The following is a 15,839-nucleotide window of genomic DNA, read 5'->3' on the forward strand; positions in this document are numbered from 1 at the left end:
CGCGTACATGTGGGTCAGGGATCTCGGGATCCTGTTCACTTGCTCCCACGAAGGGATGTCTCCTTCCCCACCCTCAGCACAGAGTTTTGTACCTGTTTGCTACCTCTGTCTATTTTGGCAGGGAGGGTGGGGTTCCGCTCGACGATCTCCACGTTGATGTCGTGGGTGGCGCCGTGGTCGACCACGCTGTTCTTGAACCCCTGGTCGACCAGGGCGGTCTGGACGCTGCCGGGCGCAGTGGCGGCGGCGACCCGGTCCAGCAGAGCGTTACCGATGGCGTTGTCGTGGATCGAAGCTGCCGCGACCACCACCGCGATGACCAGGCCCAGCACGTCCACGGCCAGCCCACGCTTGCGGCCCGGTACCTTCTTGGCCGCATCCCGGCCGGTCGTGGTCTTCGGGACGCCGGCCGCGGCGCGCACGCTCTGGGTGTCGAGCACCACCAGGCTGGGGTCGGCTAATCGTCCCTTCTTCTCCCGCACCTGGAAGCGCAGCAGGTCGTGGATGGCCTTGTCGGTGCCGTCCTTACGCCAGGCGGTGTAGTAGTACATGACCGCGCTGCGAGGTGGCAGGTCATGGGGCAGCAAGCTCCACTGGCAGCCGGTCCGGCTCTGATACAGGATCGCGTTAACGATCTCCCGCATCTCGTATTTGCCCTGGTGGCCGCTGACCGAGGGGTGTGCGGCCTTCCAGGCCGTGATCACCGGCTCGATCAGGGCCCACCGCTCATCGGATAAGTCGCTCGCGTACGGCTTGCGCTCACTCACCCGGCCATCTCAGCACACCCACGCCCACCAGCTAGGCATAACGCTACAGATTCACTTGATCACACTACGACATCAGGGGCATAGACCCGCGGACCGCCCTCTCAGAGCCATCCTGGCTGGGCCGGGCGTCGACAAAGCGAGGGCCAATGGATGGAGCGGGCCATGGCCGTCAGTGCCAGCGACTGACCCCGTAGCCCTCGCCAGGGCGGACCAGCGAACAGACGAACTTGCTGCCGCGCCGTACGCCGCCCTCACGCCAGAGGAGCAAGTCCACTTTGTGCGGCTCCTCGGACAGGTTCATGACGCCTATGGGCATATACGGGAGCCGAACACGCGTGAATGATCAACCGCGCTGGCACACACCGACAACCCTGGATCGTTTGGCGCCCTGCGTGTTTCTTGCGCCTCGTCAGGTCGACGATCGGCGAGCCGCCAGAGTTGCAGTTCGAGTTGCAATACAAGGCCGTTCAAAGCCGTTCAGCATGGACCTCCCGCGGCCCTTGGACCTGCATTGAACTACCTGGAACGGCCGGAAGTGGATCTTTTAATCCGTAGGTTCCGGGTTCGAGCCCCGGGCGCCCTACTACTCCCCACATCGAATCCTGCTTCTGAGCTGCGGTTTCGCCTTGCGACATGACCCAGACGCGCGGGGTATGCGCGGGTGCGCAACACGATGAGCTACTCGACGTAGGTGCCATCCGGCCGCATGATCTCGTCACGTGTCACCGGAGCAACAGACGACCGAATACTCCTGTCGCTCACTGCCACGACCATGCGAAGGCACCCGTCAGCGTCCGGGAGCACGTACGTGAGCACCTTGTACTCCTCGCCATCGCGCCCGATGACGTTCTCCCAATCCTTGTCGCCGTTCTCTTCCATGAGAGACAGTTCGGAGAAGACCACGACACGACGCCAACGGGCCAAGTACTCTTCGGCGATCTCAGCGGCGACCTGCTTGCTCACGTCTCCATCCTCCCCTGCGTCGGGCCATTAGCGGGCCATTAAGGGCGGTAACGAGGGGGCAACCACGGTCACTCGTGTCCGGCCGTACGCCAAGGTCAGCGCCCCGACGCGGGTGGATCGATGCAGTTCCCAAGCTGACGGCGCGGGTTCGATTCCCGTCACCCGCTCTCACAGCAAAGAGCCAGTTCACGGGTGTGGTCTCTGTCTTGCGCTCAGAACTCCAGTAGTCGGCGACTAAGCCGCCCGACGAACTCCGGCACCGGGACATGTGCAGGTCGATCGCGGTAGCCGGGGAAGCCTCCCCAAGAGAGTGAGCAGCGTAGGTATTCGACGAGCCAAATCGGATCCTTCGCCGTCGTGCCCTCGACCAAAGGGTCGGGGTTAGCGTTCGGGAGATGGACACCGTGACCTCCTCCGCTGTAGTTCGCCTTGGCCGCCGCATCGGGTGCGATGTCGAAGAAGAAGCCGTCTTCATGGAACCCGCACTGTTCGTCTTCTTCCGGATCTGTACACGCGCAGCCCAGGCTGAGGTCTCCCACAGCCGAATCCAACATGTCCCACAGCATCATGCCCGAGTGAAGAACCAGGGGGTCCGGGCCGCAATCCCAAAGCTTCCCTGGCGGCTCGTGGTAACGGACGTGGGGCAGTAGTGAGCCTCCATCTCCGCACAGATCAACCACACCCACCACCTCCAGGCAGGCGCGAAGCGCCACCGGGAGGGGGCCAAGGACGGTCTCGACCTTGGCGATGGCATCGAAATCTTCCGTCGTCGGCGGCTGCCGGACCGCATCAGGGCAGGCGAACCTGTACCCCACAGACGAAAGCCGGTCCACCAACACATCGGCATTGACAGCTACACGCCGCATAGTCTCTCGGGCAACGTCCTCGGCATCCTCACGCAGGCTCGCCGGCACTCCAGCCAACCCGAAGGCACGCATCTCATTCCACACGGCGACGTAGTCACCTGAGCGATACCTTCTGGCCCACGACACCACGGCGACGATGTTAGATCAAGCGGCGCAGCAGGCGCTCCGAATACCCGATCATGATCTGGCGGCGGAACGAGACCAGTGCCACAAGCCGCGTGCCCGTTCGTAGAGCGATCAGCGGAGACTCACGGGGACTCGCGGCTACTCGACCGACATACGCTCAGGTCAGCGTTTCGCCAGCTCAGGCAGCGTGATCTTGAAAGAGTTCCCAAGCTGACAGCGCGGGTTCGATTCCCGTCAACCGCTCCACATACTAAAGCCCAGGTCGGAAGTGGTTTCCGAGACCTAGGCTTTGATCTTGCAGGGAGCCTGGATTTCACTTCCCGTACCAGATTCGTGCCAGATCCGTTGATCTTGCAGAGCTATTATGGGCCCGTTAGCCGACGGGCACGCGCACTCCAGCGGAGCCGTCATCATCCTCGGACTTAAGACCTTCCTTGACGATCTCCCCGAGCGCGTCGGCACGATCCCGATCCTCGGCGGCATGCAGGTAGATCATGGCGGCCTTGGTGCTGCTGTGCCTCATCCTTGGGTCTATTGAGTTAGCCATCGCAACATCAGATCGCATCTCGCGTGGTCGCCGGACCCTGCACGAATGTCGGGCTATGTAAAGCTTGGCATATATACTGCGTTGCATGGCTGACGAGCTGTACGACATCGAGCTGGAGCCAGCGGTGGAGGCTTGGCTGGACACTCTGTCCGACCGGGATCACGCCGCTGTCGAGGCCGCCGTCGAACGGCTCGCTGAGTTCGGCGACCGGATGCCGTACGGTCATGCTCGCGACTTGGGTGACGGGTTGTGGGAGTTGCGTTTCGATATCGCACACCACTCGGTGCGCCTCACCTACTGGCTGGCCGAGGGTCGCCGGGCGGTGTTGCTGACCGTCTTCTACAAGACGCGAGACAGGCAGCCACGCGATGTGGAGCGTGCCCGCAAGGCGATGGTCGAGTGCATGGCCGGTGGCTTGGAGCACGGCGTCGCGCATCGGACCTACGAGGGAAGGAGCTGAAGGGATGGCCGGGCACAGCAAGTGGAAGACGATCAAGGCCAAGCGGCTTGCCGGTAAGGAGGTGAGTCCCGAGTACGCCGCGATGGTGGAGGAGGCACGGCTGGGGCAGGAACTCGGCGCGGCCGTCTACCGTCGCCGGATCGAGCTGGGCCTGTCGCAGACGGAGCTGGCCGGGCGGGCGGGCATGACGCAGCCGCAGGTCTCCCGCCTGGAGGGTGGAGCGCACATGCCGACGATTCCGCTGATGGTACGGCTGGCGGCGGCGTTGGAGATCGATGTGGTGATGCACGGCGACGTCTCCGCGCCGGTGGAGTTTCGGGCCATCACCACCGCGTGTCACTCACTCTCACAGCGAAAGCCCAGGTAGGCCGACGTCGGTGAATCAGCTGAGTGTGGAGGCCAACTCCTCGTATGTCGGGGCGAGGTGCCGCAGCGTCTCAGCAGCGGACGTCGAGTGCCTGGCCACGAGGTCGTACTGGAGGCTACCCACCAGCCGCGCCTGTCGGGTGGCCACGGCGGCGGCCCGGTGGTGCCCGAGGGCGGCAAGGGAGGTGGCGGCGTCGGTGAGCCGTCGGGCACCGACCCGGATCGCGAAGTGGATCAGGTGATCACGCACCTTGGGATCCAGTCCACCGGTGACCATGTCGGCGAGCCGGTTGACCGCGGCGGCGCCACCGATCGTGCCTGGTGGCACCGCGAGATCATCGCGTCCGCGCAGCCAGGCGACCGCGCCAGGCAGGGCCGTACGTAGCGCAGTCTCGGGGGTGACCTCGCGGACCCGCTGGAAGTCACTGCGCATGGTGTACGGCGTGGTCCGGTAGGCGATGGTGTCAGCACGCCACGCTGCGAGGAAGTCCTGGGTCGGCAGGGTCGCGTAGGGGTGGCCGTGTGGGTCGTGGAACCGGACCAGAGTGTCGTCGGCGTCCAGCACCGTGACGAAGTGGTCCGACTCGATCGGCCCGGTCATCTCGGGCTGGTGCCGCAGCAGGCCGTTTTCCACGGGCCCGGCCAGAATCGGGCCGGCCTTGACCGTCTCTCGCAGCATCGCAAGGGCTTGCTCGTCGTCATCCGCACCTTGACGTCGGCAGGTCCAGCCCAGCAGTGAGATCGCGTCGTCGAGGCCCTGGTCGGGGTCCCAGCCGTACGGGTCGAACAGCGGCAGCCGCCCGGCCAGCAACTCGAAGCCGAACGGCGAACCGGTCAGCACCTCGATCACCGACGGCGAAGGCGCAGCGGAGCCCAGCACCATCGCCAGTGAGTTGGCGTAGCAGTAAGGTCCGGAACCAATGTAGGGATGCATCGCTCAACTTCCTCCATTAGGCATGACGGGATAAGTGACGTCGAGGAGCGCACCATCGGTGCCGGGCCAGACCTCGACCGGGCTAGCGACGCAGACCAGTCGATGCGCGTCGATCCAGGCTTCCAATGCGTCGTAGGCGTGCAAGATCTTGGGGAAGTCGGCGTCGGTCTTGGCGACAGGCAAGACGGCATCGGTGCCGGCCGGCGAAAGCCGCACCCGCAGATCGTCGACGGGCTCCACCGAACCGGTGAACGGCACCGCGACCTCCACCGGCCCGTCGCTGTCCCGGGTCACGAAACCGTGGAAGTGCACCAACGCCAGCCCATCGTCGGGCAATCCGACTGCCCGCAGCCGGGCACGGATGTGATCCTGCGCGTCGGCTGTAAAGGCCTCCAGCTCGCCGATGTGGACACGTTGTTCCCGGCACAACAGTTTCCGTTGCGGCCGAGCCCGGAGCGTTGGGGTGCCGGCGTCCGTACGGCCCGTGCGATCGAGTGCCTCGACCAACTCACGCCGGTGCTGAAGCTCGGTCTCCTGGGCGGCCAGCCAGGCGCGCAGCTCGGCTTGGCGGGCTCGCGGGTCGAGCGGAAGCAGCGCGGCGATGCGGGCCAGTGGCAGGTCCAGCGTGCGCAACCATCCGATCAGCCGACCGAGCGGGATCTGGTCGCGGTGATAGCGGCGATACCCGGTGCTGGGGTCGGTGTAAACCGGCACCAGCAGGCCCTGCGCCGCGTAGAGCCGCAGCGCCTTCGGCGACAGCCGGGTGGCAGCACCGAACTCGCCAGGCAGCAAGAGATCCGCGTGGTTCACGCACCTAGCCTGGACCATTCCCCTGGGGCGAGGTCAAAGCGCGCGGCCACCGGGCTCCCAGGCAGCGGGCACAGGGATCCGTCGCGCCGTAACTCATGCCAAGGGCTCGACCACCGGCATGGACATCTGGAGTGACGGTTAACACCTGACACGACCTCTGCACTGAAGCCAGCATGATCCACGTGCCGGATCCGTGCTAGAACGGAGGGGCAGCCGAGGTTATTCACGGATACTCGAGGTCACTCGACCTGGTCTATGGCGATACCGCGCAGATGCGGGAGCCCCGGGCCGGGAGCATGGTAGGGGTACGATGGCCGACCCGCCGTGGCTGGATCACGCGTCCTCCTCGGAGGATTCAGCACAAGAACCCCACGAAGCCAAGCGGGTGACCGTTTCAGCCGTCAACGAGTCAGGTACAAAACCCGGCCCGGAAACATGCCACCGACGTACCAAGACATCGTTACGCTTCTAGATCTGGTGACGAATGGGAGCGCTCCGCATGGGTCTGGAGATCAGGTTCCTCGGTCCGTGGGAGATCACGACGGGTGACCACCTGGTCAAGCTGGCCGGGCAGCGGCGGATCGGGGTGCTCGCCCGGCTCGCTCTGGACACAGGCCAGGCCGTCCACGCCGACCGCATCCTCGCGGACGTGTGGGCGGGCAGTTCGGCGGCGACCGCGGCCAAGCAGCTCCACATCGTGATCTCCAAGCTCCGGGAGACGCTTGTTCCCTACGGCGGTGAGGACATCATCGAGACCGTGCCCGGCGCTTACCGGCTCACCCTCGACCGTGACCGCGTCGATGCGCACCTGTTCACCCGGCTGGCCCTGCGGGCGCGCACCGCCCGCGCCCAGAAAGCTACAGCGACCGCCGACGCGCTGTTCCGCCAGGCGCTCGGGCTGTGGCGAGGGCCGGCGCTGGCCGAGGTGGACGCGCCATGGGCGAGGATCGAGGCCGGCCGGTTGGAGGAGGAACGGCTCGCCGTTCTGGAAGAGCACGTCGATTTACGGCTCGCCACAGGGGACCACCGCGCCGTGGCCGCTGAACTCGCTGCGCACGTCAAGGCGCACCCGCTGCGCGAGCGGCCCGCCACCCAGCTCATGCTCGCCCTGTACCGTGACGCGCGATCTTCCGAGGCGCTGGCCGTCTACCATGACACCCGCCGGGCCATGGTGAAGGAGTTGGGCATCGAACCCAGCAACGAGCTGCGCCGCCTCCACCAGGCCATCCTCGCCCGCGACCCGGTGCTCGACCTCAGCGCCCCGGCGCAGGAGGTCATGCTGGCCGAGCCGGTCGTGCCCGCCGAGCTTCCCGCCGACACGAAGGCGTTCACCGCCCGGGCCGCCGAGGTCGAGCGGCTGCGAGCCGCCCTCGTCACGGGCGGCGGTTCCACGATCACGGTGATCGACGGTCCCGGCGGCATCGGCAAGTCGGCGCTCGCCGTACACGTCGCGCACGCTGTCGCCGGCCGCTTCACCGACGGCGTTGTCTACGTCAACCTGCACGGCGCTACCACCGGGCTTGCCCCGCTGACGCCCATCGAAGCGCTCCGCCACTTGCTGCGCTCGCTGGGCCTCGACGGCAGTGCCGTACCTGCCGACCCCAGTGAGGCCGCCGCCCGCTACCGCTCGCTCACCGCGACGTGCAACCTGCTGGTGATCCTCGACAACGCCCGCGACGTACGTCAGGTCCGCCCTCTCATCCCAGGCGGGGCGGGCTGCCAGGTCCTGATCACCAGCCGCGACCCGCTCGCCGTCCTCGACAACGCCCACCACCTGCACCTCGGCACGCTCGACGAATCCGGCGCGGCCGCGCTGCTCACCCGCGTCGTCGGCGCCGACCGGGTGCGCGCCGAGCCGGAGGCGACGGCGGAGATCGTGCGGCTCTGCGGCGGCTTCCCACTCGCGCTCCGGATCGCGGGCGCCCGGCTGGCGGCCCACCCCAACCGGGCGATCTCCGATCTGGCGGTACGGCTCGCCGACGCCACCCGGCGCCTGGATCTGCTGGAGTACGCCGACCTGGCCGTGCGCGCCGGTATCGCGGTCAGCCACCAGCACCTACGCGAGGAGCCGGCCGGGCGGGACGCCGCCCATCTGTTGGCCCTGCTCGGCCTGCTTGAACTGCCCACGCACACCCCCGCCGCCACCGCCGCCCTGGCCGGCTGGCGGGAACACCGCGCAGAGGCCGCCCTGGAACGCCTCCTGGACGCCCGGCTGCTCGAGCCTGCAGGGCCGCCCGACCGGTACCAGTTGCACGACCTGGTCCGCCTCTACGCCCGGGAACAGGAGCTTGCCGCGGAGGAGCGGGCAAGCGCGGTCCGCCGCGCTGTGCACCACTACCTGGCCACGGCGAAGCAGGTCGACAGCCTGGTGAAAACCGGCGCCACGCACTTCGACCAGTTCCCCGCCGAGCAGCCCGGGGAGGAGATCACCACCCTGGAGGCCGCGAACGAGTGGGTCGAGCGTGAACGAGACAACCTGCTGGCCGCGGTCCGCCAGGCGGCCTGTGACTCCACCGATCAGACGGCGGCCGCTCTCGCGAACGTCACCCAATGGCTGTTCGACCGGCGGGGTTGGTTCTCCGAGCTTATCGAGGTGAGCGAGGAGGCTTTGCGAGGTGCCGGGGAACTGGGGGACTGGGCCGCCAAGGCAGTCCTGCACCAGGGGCTCGGCTCCGTCCACCAGCAACTCGGACGCTTCCGGGAGTCCCTGGACCACTTGGAGGAAGGGCTGGCCTGCATGGACCGGGCCGGACGGCCGGACCGGAAGGCGGGGATTTACAACGACCTCGGGATCGTCTACGCCATGATGGGCCGCAACGACGACGCCCTGGCCGCGCTGGAGCGTGCGCTCGCCATCATCGAGCGAACCGGCCGCAGGGACCACGAGTCCTTCGTCCGCAACAACCGGGTGCACGTCTACTACCGTCAGGGGAGATTCGAGGAAGCCGTCGAGGAAGCACGGCACGTCCTGGCCATGACGGAGGAACTGGACGACACCGGGAGCCTCGGCATCGCCCGCGACACCCTCGCCGACGCCTACCGGGCCAACGGCATGCTCGTCGAGGCCGTAGAGGAATACCGCCACGCCATCAAGCTCCAGCGTGAGGTCGGCTTCACCACCGGCACCGCCGTGTCCTGCTGGTGGCTCGGCCACACCCTGCACGACCTGGGACTACGGGAGGAGGCGTGGGCGTCCTGGCGGGAGTCGCTCGACCTGCTTCGCGAGGCCCGCCTCCTGACCCCCGTCGAGGTGGCGGCCTACCTCGCGCAGCCCGTCCCGGACACGCCGGAACCCATCAAGAACCAGCTGTGAGCGCTACTTCCCGCCTAGTGTGACAGCGACGTAAAACTCCCACGCCACGACCTGGCAGGCGGCTCAATCCACCGTGGAGACACCGTCGCACGCATGCTCTGAGCACGTCCTTGTAGAACGCCTTGTCGACGGTCTTGTTGTATTGGCTCTTCCACTTCTCGGAGCTCGCGAGCTTCCTGGCATTGGCATATCCGAAGTCGTGCCGGGCGCAGGGCACCAGGAAGCGCACCTTCCAGATGGTGCCATTCTTTACCTCCTTGGGCACGGGGCAATCATCGGTGTACCAGTCGAACTTGTAGGCCGGAGTGACGAGCAGGGCGGTCGTCGCCAGGGTGACTGCGGAGACGCTTGCTCACTCCAGACGGCGGTACTCAGTCGATGATCGCTGGGGAGTGCGAGTCGGGCTCCCAGCCGTCCTCGACACCCGAATCCTCAGGGTCTCTCCAGTCGTCCCAATCGTCGAGCTCCTGGCGGTGGTTGGTGTTGACTTCGACTCCGGCATCGGTGAACTGGGCGCGGACCCGTTCGCTCATCTCCTCGGACATGTAATGGTGGTGCAGGTCGAGCCGGTCCAGGTTGCGGAAGATCGGGGTGTCCAGAAGGACGCGGGCGCCCTTGTCGGTGAGAGTGCCCAAGGACAGGTCGAGGGCGGCCAGCCGGCGAGTGATGGGGGCGTCGGCCAGAGCGGTGACCAGCTCGTCGGTGTCCTGGCCGTTGCGCAGACCGAGGTATTTCAGAGCGGGGAAGACCGTGCCCGGCAGCAGTGGTGCCAGATCGGCGGGTCTGGCGCCGTCGTTGTCCGCCGAGCCGAGGAAGAGCTCCAGGTGCTCCAGCGCAGGGAGCTCGGAGGCCAGAACGCTGCGTACCACGACCGGATCCAGCCGGTGGGACTGAAGCGTCAGGCGGCGCAATCCTTCGTGACGCGGTACGTTCCACGCGAGCCGGCAGGTCCGGATCCCTGGGAACGTCATGTGGTCGGCCCCCCGGACGGCGAATTCGGTCAACCTGGGAAAGGTCGCCAACAGCGGTGAGACGTCGGTCTGCGCGACCCAGGAGATCTTGCTGGTCTCCATCACGATGACCTCGCCGAAGAACAGCGCGCTCAGCGCGGGAAACTCCGCGGAACGCTCGATCAACAGGTCGCGCACCTCGTCGGGCCAGTCGTTGGCCAGCCCGGGATTCCAGCAGTCACCGATGATCAGTGCGGTGATGACCGTGGTGTCGATCTCGCTGACAAAGCGCTCAAGGTAATCCCGGAAGCATTCCTCGTCCCCGCCGCTCTCCAGCCGCAACCGCCACGCGAACGCGCTTGGATCGGCTTTCGCCGCGGCGAACCGCTCATCAGGAGGTAGCGAGTCAGGTTTGGGGCGGCCCTCCTTCTCCGCCTCGAACCCGGCATGCAGCAACTTGACGGCGAGCGCCTGCGTGGACGGGAAGTCGATGGTCTCCAGCCCTGCGAATTCAGGCATGTACCTAAGGTTCGGCATGTGCAGCCTTCCGGTCGTTTCGGGATCAGAAACGACAGAGGTTGAAGATCAGGGTTTATTGCGGCCCTTGGCGGCAGCCAGGCAGGCAAGGGCCTTAGCCAGGCAGGCGAGGGCCTTGTCGGTCAACCCTAAGGAGCGGCGGTATGCGTGCGGTATGCCGACGTCGGATCCACAGTTGCAAGCCGGGCGGGGGATCAACCGCCCTGGTGGCCCCGCGCCCTGACCAGCCTCCGCTTCGGGCGGGTTGACGGACGCGGTCAACTACGGTCACTCACGTCCAGCCGTACGCCCAGCTCAGGGTCCGCACAAGCCCCTCACACATGCCGCAAGGCCAGGTAGGACAATCCTGCCCGGCAAGGTGTCCAACCGTGGGTACGGTATGCGGCGGGTATATCGGACCCACCTCCATGGCCCTACCGCCTTGACAGCTGAGTCGGCGACTGCCGGAATGGGCGTCCGCATCTTGGAAGGAAGTCCGTGCGTCTCGCTCGTCCTCTTGCGGTCACCATGCTCGTGGCCGCGGCCTTAGCCGTGCCGCAACCTGCACAGGCGGCCGTGTTCAAGCATCCTGGCGTCCTGGTCAGCCGTGCTCAGCTCGACTTCGTCAGAGCCAACCTCGGCAACGAACCGTGGAAGTCTGCCTGGGAAGCCCTGCAACGCAATTCCCTTGCCCAGCTGTCCTACACAGCCAAGCCCCGCGCCGTCGTGGAGTGCGGCCCGGTGTCGAATCCGGACTATGGCTGCTCGGACGAACGTAAGGACGCCATGGCGGCCTACGCGCATGCCCTGCAGTGGTACCTGACCAAGGACTCCCGCTACGCCGTCAAGGCGATCCAGATCATGGACGCCTGGTCGGCCGTGATCACCAAGCACACCGGGGACAACGCGCCACTGCAGACCGGCTGGGCGGGCGCCAACTTCTCCCGCGCCGCCGAGCTCATCAAGCACACCTACACCGGCTGGACCCAGGCCGGCCGGTTCGCCGGCAAGCTGCGCACCGTGTACCTCCCGACCCTGATCGCCGGCAGACCCAACAACAACGGCAACTGGGAACTGATCATGACGGATGCCGCCATCGGCATCGCCGTGCACCTGGACGACCGTGCCTCCTTCGATCGGGCGATCACGACCTGGCGCGGCCGGCTGCCCGCCTACATCTACCTCAAGACCGACGGCTCGCTGCCCAAGGCACCCCCGGGCAGCACGTACAACACCAAAGAAGAGATCATCAAATACTGGAAGGGGCAGACCACGTTCGTGGACGGCCTGACCCAGGAGACCTGCCGTGACTTCTGGCACACCGGCTGGGGCATCGCGGCCATCTCCCACGTCGCGGAGACGGCCCGCCTCCAGGGCGTGGACCTGTACGCCACGGCCAAGCACCGGCTGCGACGCGCCATGGACTTCCACGCCAAGCTGGAGCTGGGCGGGACGGTGCCGTCGTGGCTGTGCGGCGGAAAGGTGTCCAAGGGCCTTGGGGACCACTTCGAGGTCGGCTACAACGCGCTGCACCACCGTCTCGGCTACGACGACATGCCCTACGCCAAGCAGTGGGTCGAGCAGAACCGCCCCGCCGGGGTGTCGCACTTCCTGGGCTGGGAGACCCTCACCCACGCCAAGAACCCGCATTACGCCGGGATGGGCGCATCGGCCACGCCGGACTTCAACGACGACGGCGTGGGCGACCTCTTCTCAGCCGCCACCGGAACGCTGACCGTCTGGAACGGCAAGGGCGGCAACCAGTTCGGCCCGGCCACCGCGATCGACTCCGGCTGGACGGCCTTCTCCCGGCCGATCGCCGGCGACTTCAACGGCGACGGGATCAGCGACCTGGCGGCGGTCAAGAAGGACAGCCACACGCTGCACGTCTGGAATGGCCAGGGCACCAACGACTTCACCAGTGCCATCGAGCTAGGGCCCGGCTGGAACCCGTACGAGGACACGCTGATGTCGCTGGGCGACGTCAACAAGGACGGCAAGACCGACATAGGCGCCGTGCACAGCGAGACCGGGACGCTGACGGTCTGGAACGGTAAGGGCGGCAACCAGTTCGGCCCGGGCGACGCGATCGGCCCTGGCTGGGCCGCCTTCTCCCGGCCGATCGCCGGCGACTTCAACGGCGACGGCATCGGTGACCTGGCGGCGGTCAAGAAGGACAGCCATGCGCTGCATATCTGGAACGGCCAGGGCGGCGGCGCCAACAACTTCGCCAGAGCCATCGAGCTAGGGCCCGGCTGGAACCCGTACGAGGACACGCTGATGTCGCTGGGCGACGTCAACAAGGACGGCAAGACCGACATAGGCGCCGTGCACAGCGAGACCGGGACGCTGACCGTCTGGAACGGCAAGGGCGGCAACCAGTTCGGCCCGGCCGCCGCGATCAGTTCCGGCTGGACACCGTACTTCTGAGAGATCCGGCCCGGACGAGGACCAACACCACTTTTCGGCTGAAGGGCTGCGGGCGGCTCTTGCCGCCCGCAGCGAACTGCCCCGACTGCCGGTCTTGATCCTCGCCGATGGCGGGACCGCCATGGTGCCCGTTCGTGTCTGATCAGGTACTTGTCGATGGCTTCACTGATCAGCTTGTCCGCCCCTCTGACGGCGTGCTGGATCGAACGTTGGACTCTCCCCTTATGGGAGGCATCATGCTACTTCCGGCGTTCGGCCCGGACAGCGGCTCCGCACCCGCTGATCGCCCGGCTATCGAGGAGAGTGACGCATGACCATCGTGAAAGGCATCGAGGCTCGCGGCATGCAACACTGCGAGACGACGGCACTGGGTGTGCTGCTGCGGCATGAGGGACTTGATCTGTCCGAGCCCATGCTGTTCGGGCTCGGCTCGGGCCTGTCCTTCATCTATTGGGACGCCAAGGGCATGGAGTTCCCCTTCCTCGGAGGCCGCGTCAAGCCCTTCGATCTCACCAGGAACCTGGCCGCCAGGCTGGGGCTGACATTGCTGGTCGAGGAGACCATCTCACCACGCAAGGCGTGGGAGAACGTGTCCGCCCACATCGATGCCGGACTACCGGTCGGCCTTCAGCTCGACTGCTACCACCTGGACTACTTCCAGTCGAAGGTGCACTTCGGCGGCCATGTCGTCGCGATGTACGGCTACGACGAGCACCATGCCTACCTGGTGGACACCGCGCCGCAGGGGGGAGCCGTGCGTACGAGCCGGGCGACCCTGGTCATGGCGAGGGCCGAACGCGGCCCGATGACCGCCAGGAACCGCTCCTTCTCCATAACGCTGCCGGCGGACCCGCCCTCCTGGCAGGACCAGATCATCCCCGCGATCAAAGCCTGCGCCGACGCCTTCCTCGCAGCGCCCATCGCGAACCTGGGCCATCGTGGCATCGAGAAAGCCGCCCGCCAGGTGCCCAAGTGGCTGCTCCGCACGGACGAGCCGAAGCGGGACCTGCCGCAGATCGCCCTCCTCATGGAGAAGGCCGGCACCGGCGGCGCCCTGTTCCGTGCCCTCTATCGTGACTTCCTCGGCGAGTGCACCGGGCTCATCGACGATGACGACCTTCGCACCGGTCACCGGCTGTACGCCGAGGCCGCCGCCCTGTGGACGGACGTGGCCACCTTGATCGCGAAGGCTGGAGAAGGGAATGACGCGGCGTACCTCGAGCAGGCCGGCGTCATCCTCCATGACCTTTCGCGCATCGAGAGGGATGCCATGCGGGTGCTACGTCAGATGCAACCGCGGCCGTAGCATCCCAAGCTGTCCGCGAGCTGACTGCCGCCGCACCAGCGACGCCGAGCACCGCTTGCGGGGTCATGCGAACGCTGCTGGAGCCGGCCGCCGAGGCGGGCATCTCCATCCCACGGATCCGCGGTTCCCCGCGCTGGCGGCAGCAACGGGGCAGCTGCTCGCGCCGTTCCGCGCCCTGCCTGCCGAAGGGCTGGAATTCGACGGTTTCCCAGGTCAAGGGCCAAGATCAGTAGCCGGATCACAACCTGACAGCGCGGGTTCGATTCCCATCACCCGCTCTCATTGCTTTGATCCTTTTAGGATTGTTGATCTCTGCGTGCCCTTGGGCCCTTCTGGCAAACGATCAACTGTGCTGCGCCTGATGGGAGACTCCCGGGATGGGCAGGTACCTGGGGCCGATAACATCACGATCATGGCGGACTGGGAGCTTCGGCTGGCTTCGGTGGCGGACGTCGAGGCGGTGGCCGAGTTGCGGGCCGTGGTGCTGAGGCCGGATCTCGAACGGCTCGGGCGATACGACGAGCAGCGTGTGCGGCAGCGACTGCGGGACGGATTCACGCCGGCGCACACCTGGGTGATCGAGGTGGGTGGTGACGCGGCCGGCTGCGTGGCGCTGCGGCCGGCGAAGGACGCCTACTGGCTGGAGCACTTCTACCTGGACCCGGATTTGCAGGGCAGGGGCATCGGTTCTGCGGTGCTGAGCAGACTGTTGGAGTGGTGCGACCGCGAAGACGCCGTGGTTCGACTGAACGTGTTGCAGGGCAGTTCGGCTCGCCGGTTGTACGAACGACATGGGTTCACGGTCGAGACCGAGGACGAGGTGGACGTGTTCATGGTGCGTCACCCCTTTGTTCAGCTCGCTGAGGCCGTTGATCCGCGCGCGGAGCGCGTACGGGCGCCGAGCGCGGGCGTTTCCCGCCCTGGCGCCAGGCCAGTGACCGACGATAGTAGGCGATCTTCTTGTCGTACTGACTTTGCGTGATCACCCGACCACCTTGTCCAGGAAGGAGTACAGATTGGCTCGGGTACGGGCGACCTTCTCTTCCAGGGTGAGGGACTCATCGATGGCTCCGCCCCCCGCGGCCTCCTTCTTTCCTCGCGTGTAGAGGGAGCAGGCAAGGTCGGTGCACAGGTATTGCCCGACCGAGTTGCCCTGGCGACCGGCCTCGCCGGTTCGGCGCGCGGTCATCAGCGTTACGCCCCCGCTGGTGTGCATGGTCAGGCACAGCGAGCACATGCTGCGTGCGGTGAAGCCGCGCGACGCGCCGGATGTCACCCGGAGCGCGATTCCAACAAGGGGGCCTTCGCGTTCGGCGAGCAGGTAGGCGCGTCCGGGCGCGCCCGGATCTCGCCATCCGAGGAAGTCGAGGTCTTCCCAGGGAAGGTCTGCGAGATCTTTGGGGACCCCGAGGCGCTTGGCCTCTCCCTTGGAACAGTTGACGAATGATGTGCGGATGTCGCGTTCGGTGACTGGTCTCATGGGCG

15 protein-coding genes are annotated in these 15,839 nt (G+C 66.5%); 6 read left to right on the forward strand and 9 right to left on the reverse strand.

Features of this window, described 5'->3' with window-relative positions:
* Positions 1–35: 35 nt before the first annotated feature.
* The 4 genes from ACTWPT_RS50950 to ACTWPT_RS50965 form a co-directional block, all read right to left on the reverse strand.
* Positions 36–767 carry an IS5 family transposase gene (locus ACTWPT_RS50950; RefSeq protein WP_443184799.1) on the reverse strand — a complete coding sequence of 244 codons (732 nt, stop codon included), beginning with the start codon at positions 765–767 and terminating at the stop codon, positions 36–38.
* A 678-nt stretch (positions 768–1,445) separates the two neighbouring features.
* Positions 1,446–1,730: a hypothetical protein gene (locus ACTWPT_RS50955; protein ID WP_443184800.1), complete on the reverse strand. Its 285-nt coding sequence runs from the start codon at positions 1,728–1,730 to the stop codon at positions 1,446–1,448.
* 212 nt (positions 1,731–1,942) lie between these two features.
* Complete coding sequence (locus ACTWPT_RS50960) at positions 1,943–2,725, reverse strand: hypothetical protein (protein WP_443184801.1); 783 nt, start codon at positions 2,723–2,725, stop codon at positions 1,943–1,945.
* A 370-nt stretch (positions 2,726–3,095) separates the two neighbouring features.
* Positions 3,096–3,245: a hypothetical protein gene (locus tag ACTWPT_RS50965; protein ID WP_443184802.1), complete on the reverse strand. Its 150-nt coding sequence runs from the start codon at positions 3,243–3,245 to the stop codon at positions 3,096–3,098.
* 109 nt (positions 3,246–3,354) lie between these two features.
* On the opposite strand from ACTWPT_RS50965, the gene ACTWPT_RS50970 reads away from it, so the two are divergent.
* Both ACTWPT_RS50970 and ACTWPT_RS50975 read left to right on the forward strand, forming a co-directional pair.
* Complete coding sequence (locus tag ACTWPT_RS50970; RefSeq protein WP_443184803.1) at positions 3,355–3,729, forward strand: type II toxin-antitoxin system RelE/ParE family toxin; 375 nt, start codon at positions 3,355–3,357, stop codon at positions 3,727–3,729.
* A gap of 4 nt (positions 3,730–3,733) precedes the next feature.
* Entirely contained in the window at positions 3,734–4,096 is a 363-nt protein-coding gene (locus tag ACTWPT_RS50975; RefSeq protein WP_443184804.1) for a helix-turn-helix domain-containing protein, read from the forward strand.
* A 15-nt stretch (positions 4,097–4,111) separates the two neighbouring features.
* Here the strand turns inward: ACTWPT_RS50975 and ACTWPT_RS50980 are convergent, their stop codons facing one another.
* Positions 4,112–5,029 (reverse strand): hypothetical protein, encoded by a 918-nt coding sequence (locus ACTWPT_RS50980; RefSeq protein ID WP_443184805.1) that lies wholly within the window; start codon positions 5,027–5,029, stop codon positions 4,112–4,114.
* Positions 5,030–5,032: 3 nt separating this feature from the next.
* A complete protein-coding gene (locus tag ACTWPT_RS50985) occupies positions 5,033–5,839 on the reverse strand; it encodes a MerR family transcriptional regulator (protein ID WP_443184806.1) in 807 nt (268 codons plus the stop codon).
* A gap of 499 nt (positions 5,840–6,338) precedes the next feature.
* Between ACTWPT_RS50985 and ACTWPT_RS50990 the strand changes: the two genes are divergently transcribed.
* On the forward strand, positions 6,339–9,152 hold the full coding sequence (locus ACTWPT_RS50990; RefSeq protein ID WP_443184807.1) for a BTAD domain-containing putative transcriptional regulator: 2,814 nt from the start codon (positions 6,339–6,341) through the stop codon (positions 9,150–9,152).
* On the opposite strand, the gene ACTWPT_RS50995 is transcribed toward ACTWPT_RS50990, so the two are convergent.
* A complete protein-coding gene (locus ACTWPT_RS50995) occupies positions 9,136–9,483 on the reverse strand; it encodes a phospholipase A2 (RefSeq protein WP_443184876.1) in 348 nt (115 codons plus the stop codon). The two genes, ACTWPT_RS50990 and ACTWPT_RS50995, sit on opposite strands and share 17 nt — an antisense overlap.
* Positions 9,484–9,523: 40 nt before the next feature.
* A complete protein-coding gene (locus ACTWPT_RS51000) occupies positions 9,524–10,621 on the reverse strand; it encodes an STM4015 family protein (RefSeq protein WP_443184808.1) in 1,098 nt (365 codons plus the stop codon).
* Between the two features lie 495 nt (positions 10,622–11,116).
* Here ACTWPT_RS51000 and ACTWPT_RS51005 point away from each other — a divergent pair, with 495 nt between their 5' ends.
* From ACTWPT_RS51005 to ACTWPT_RS51015, 3 genes are all read left to right on the forward strand, one after another.
* Complete coding sequence (locus tag ACTWPT_RS51005) at positions 11,117–13,048, forward strand: FG-GAP-like repeat-containing protein (RefSeq protein WP_443184809.1); 1,932 nt, start codon at positions 11,117–11,119, stop codon at positions 13,046–13,048.
* A gap of 310 nt (positions 13,049–13,358) precedes the next feature.
* Entirely contained in the window at positions 13,359–14,354 is a 996-nt protein-coding gene (locus tag ACTWPT_RS51010; protein ID WP_443184810.1) for a BtrH N-terminal domain-containing protein, read from the forward strand.
* A 412-nt stretch (positions 14,355–14,766) separates the two neighbouring features.
* Positions 14,767–15,336, forward strand: a complete 570-nt coding sequence (locus tag ACTWPT_RS51015; RefSeq protein ID WP_443184811.1) for a GNAT family N-acetyltransferase — start codon at positions 14,767–14,769, stop codon at positions 15,334–15,336.
* On the opposite strand, the gene ACTWPT_RS51020 is transcribed toward ACTWPT_RS51015, so the two are convergent.
* Entirely contained in the window at positions 15,337–15,834 is a 498-nt protein-coding gene (locus ACTWPT_RS51020) for an FBP domain-containing protein (protein ID WP_443184812.1), read from the reverse strand. It abuts the gene before it with no gap.
* Between the last annotated feature and the right edge of the window lie 5 nt (positions 15,835–15,839).

This window comes from Nonomuraea sp. 3N208 (genome assembly GCF_052245935.1).
Classification (GTDB): domain Bacteria; phylum Actinomycetota; class Actinomycetes; order Streptosporangiales; family Streptosporangiaceae; genus Nonomuraea.

Bases quoted from the DNA above. Each gene is read 5' to 3' on its own strand.
- ACTWPT_RS50975 (WP_443184804.1), top strand. From the start codon at position 3,734: ATGGCCGGGCACAGCAAGTGGAAGACGATCAAGGCCAAGCGGCTTGCC.
- ACTWPT_RS51020 (WP_443184812.1), bottom strand. From the start codon at position 15,834: ATGAGACCAGTCACCGAACGCGACATCCGCACATCATTCGTCAACTGT.
- ACTWPT_RS50990 (WP_443184807.1), top strand. From the start codon at position 6,339: ATGGGTCTGGAGATCAGGTTCCTCGGTCCGTGGGAGATCACGACGGGT.
- ACTWPT_RS51010 (WP_443184810.1), top strand. From the start codon at position 13,359: ATGACCATCGTGAAAGGCATCGAGGCTCGCGGCATGCAACACTGCGAG.
- ACTWPT_RS50965 (WP_443184802.1), bottom strand. From the start codon at position 3,245: ATGAGGCACAGCAGCACCAAGGCCGCCATGATCTACCTGCATGCCGCC.
- ACTWPT_RS51000 (WP_443184808.1), bottom strand. From the start codon at position 10,621: ATGCCTGAATTCGCAGGGCTGGAGACCATCGACTTCCCGTCCACGCAG.
- ACTWPT_RS50970 (WP_443184803.1), top strand. From the start codon at position 3,355: ATGGCTGACGAGCTGTACGACATCGAGCTGGAGCCAGCGGTGGAGGCT.
- ACTWPT_RS50980 (WP_443184805.1), bottom strand. From the start codon at position 5,029: ATGCATCCCTACATTGGTTCCGGACCTTACTGCTACGCCAACTCACTG.
- ACTWPT_RS51015 (WP_443184811.1), top strand. From the start codon at position 14,767: ATGGCGGACTGGGAGCTTCGGCTGGCTTCGGTGGCGGACGTCGAGGCG.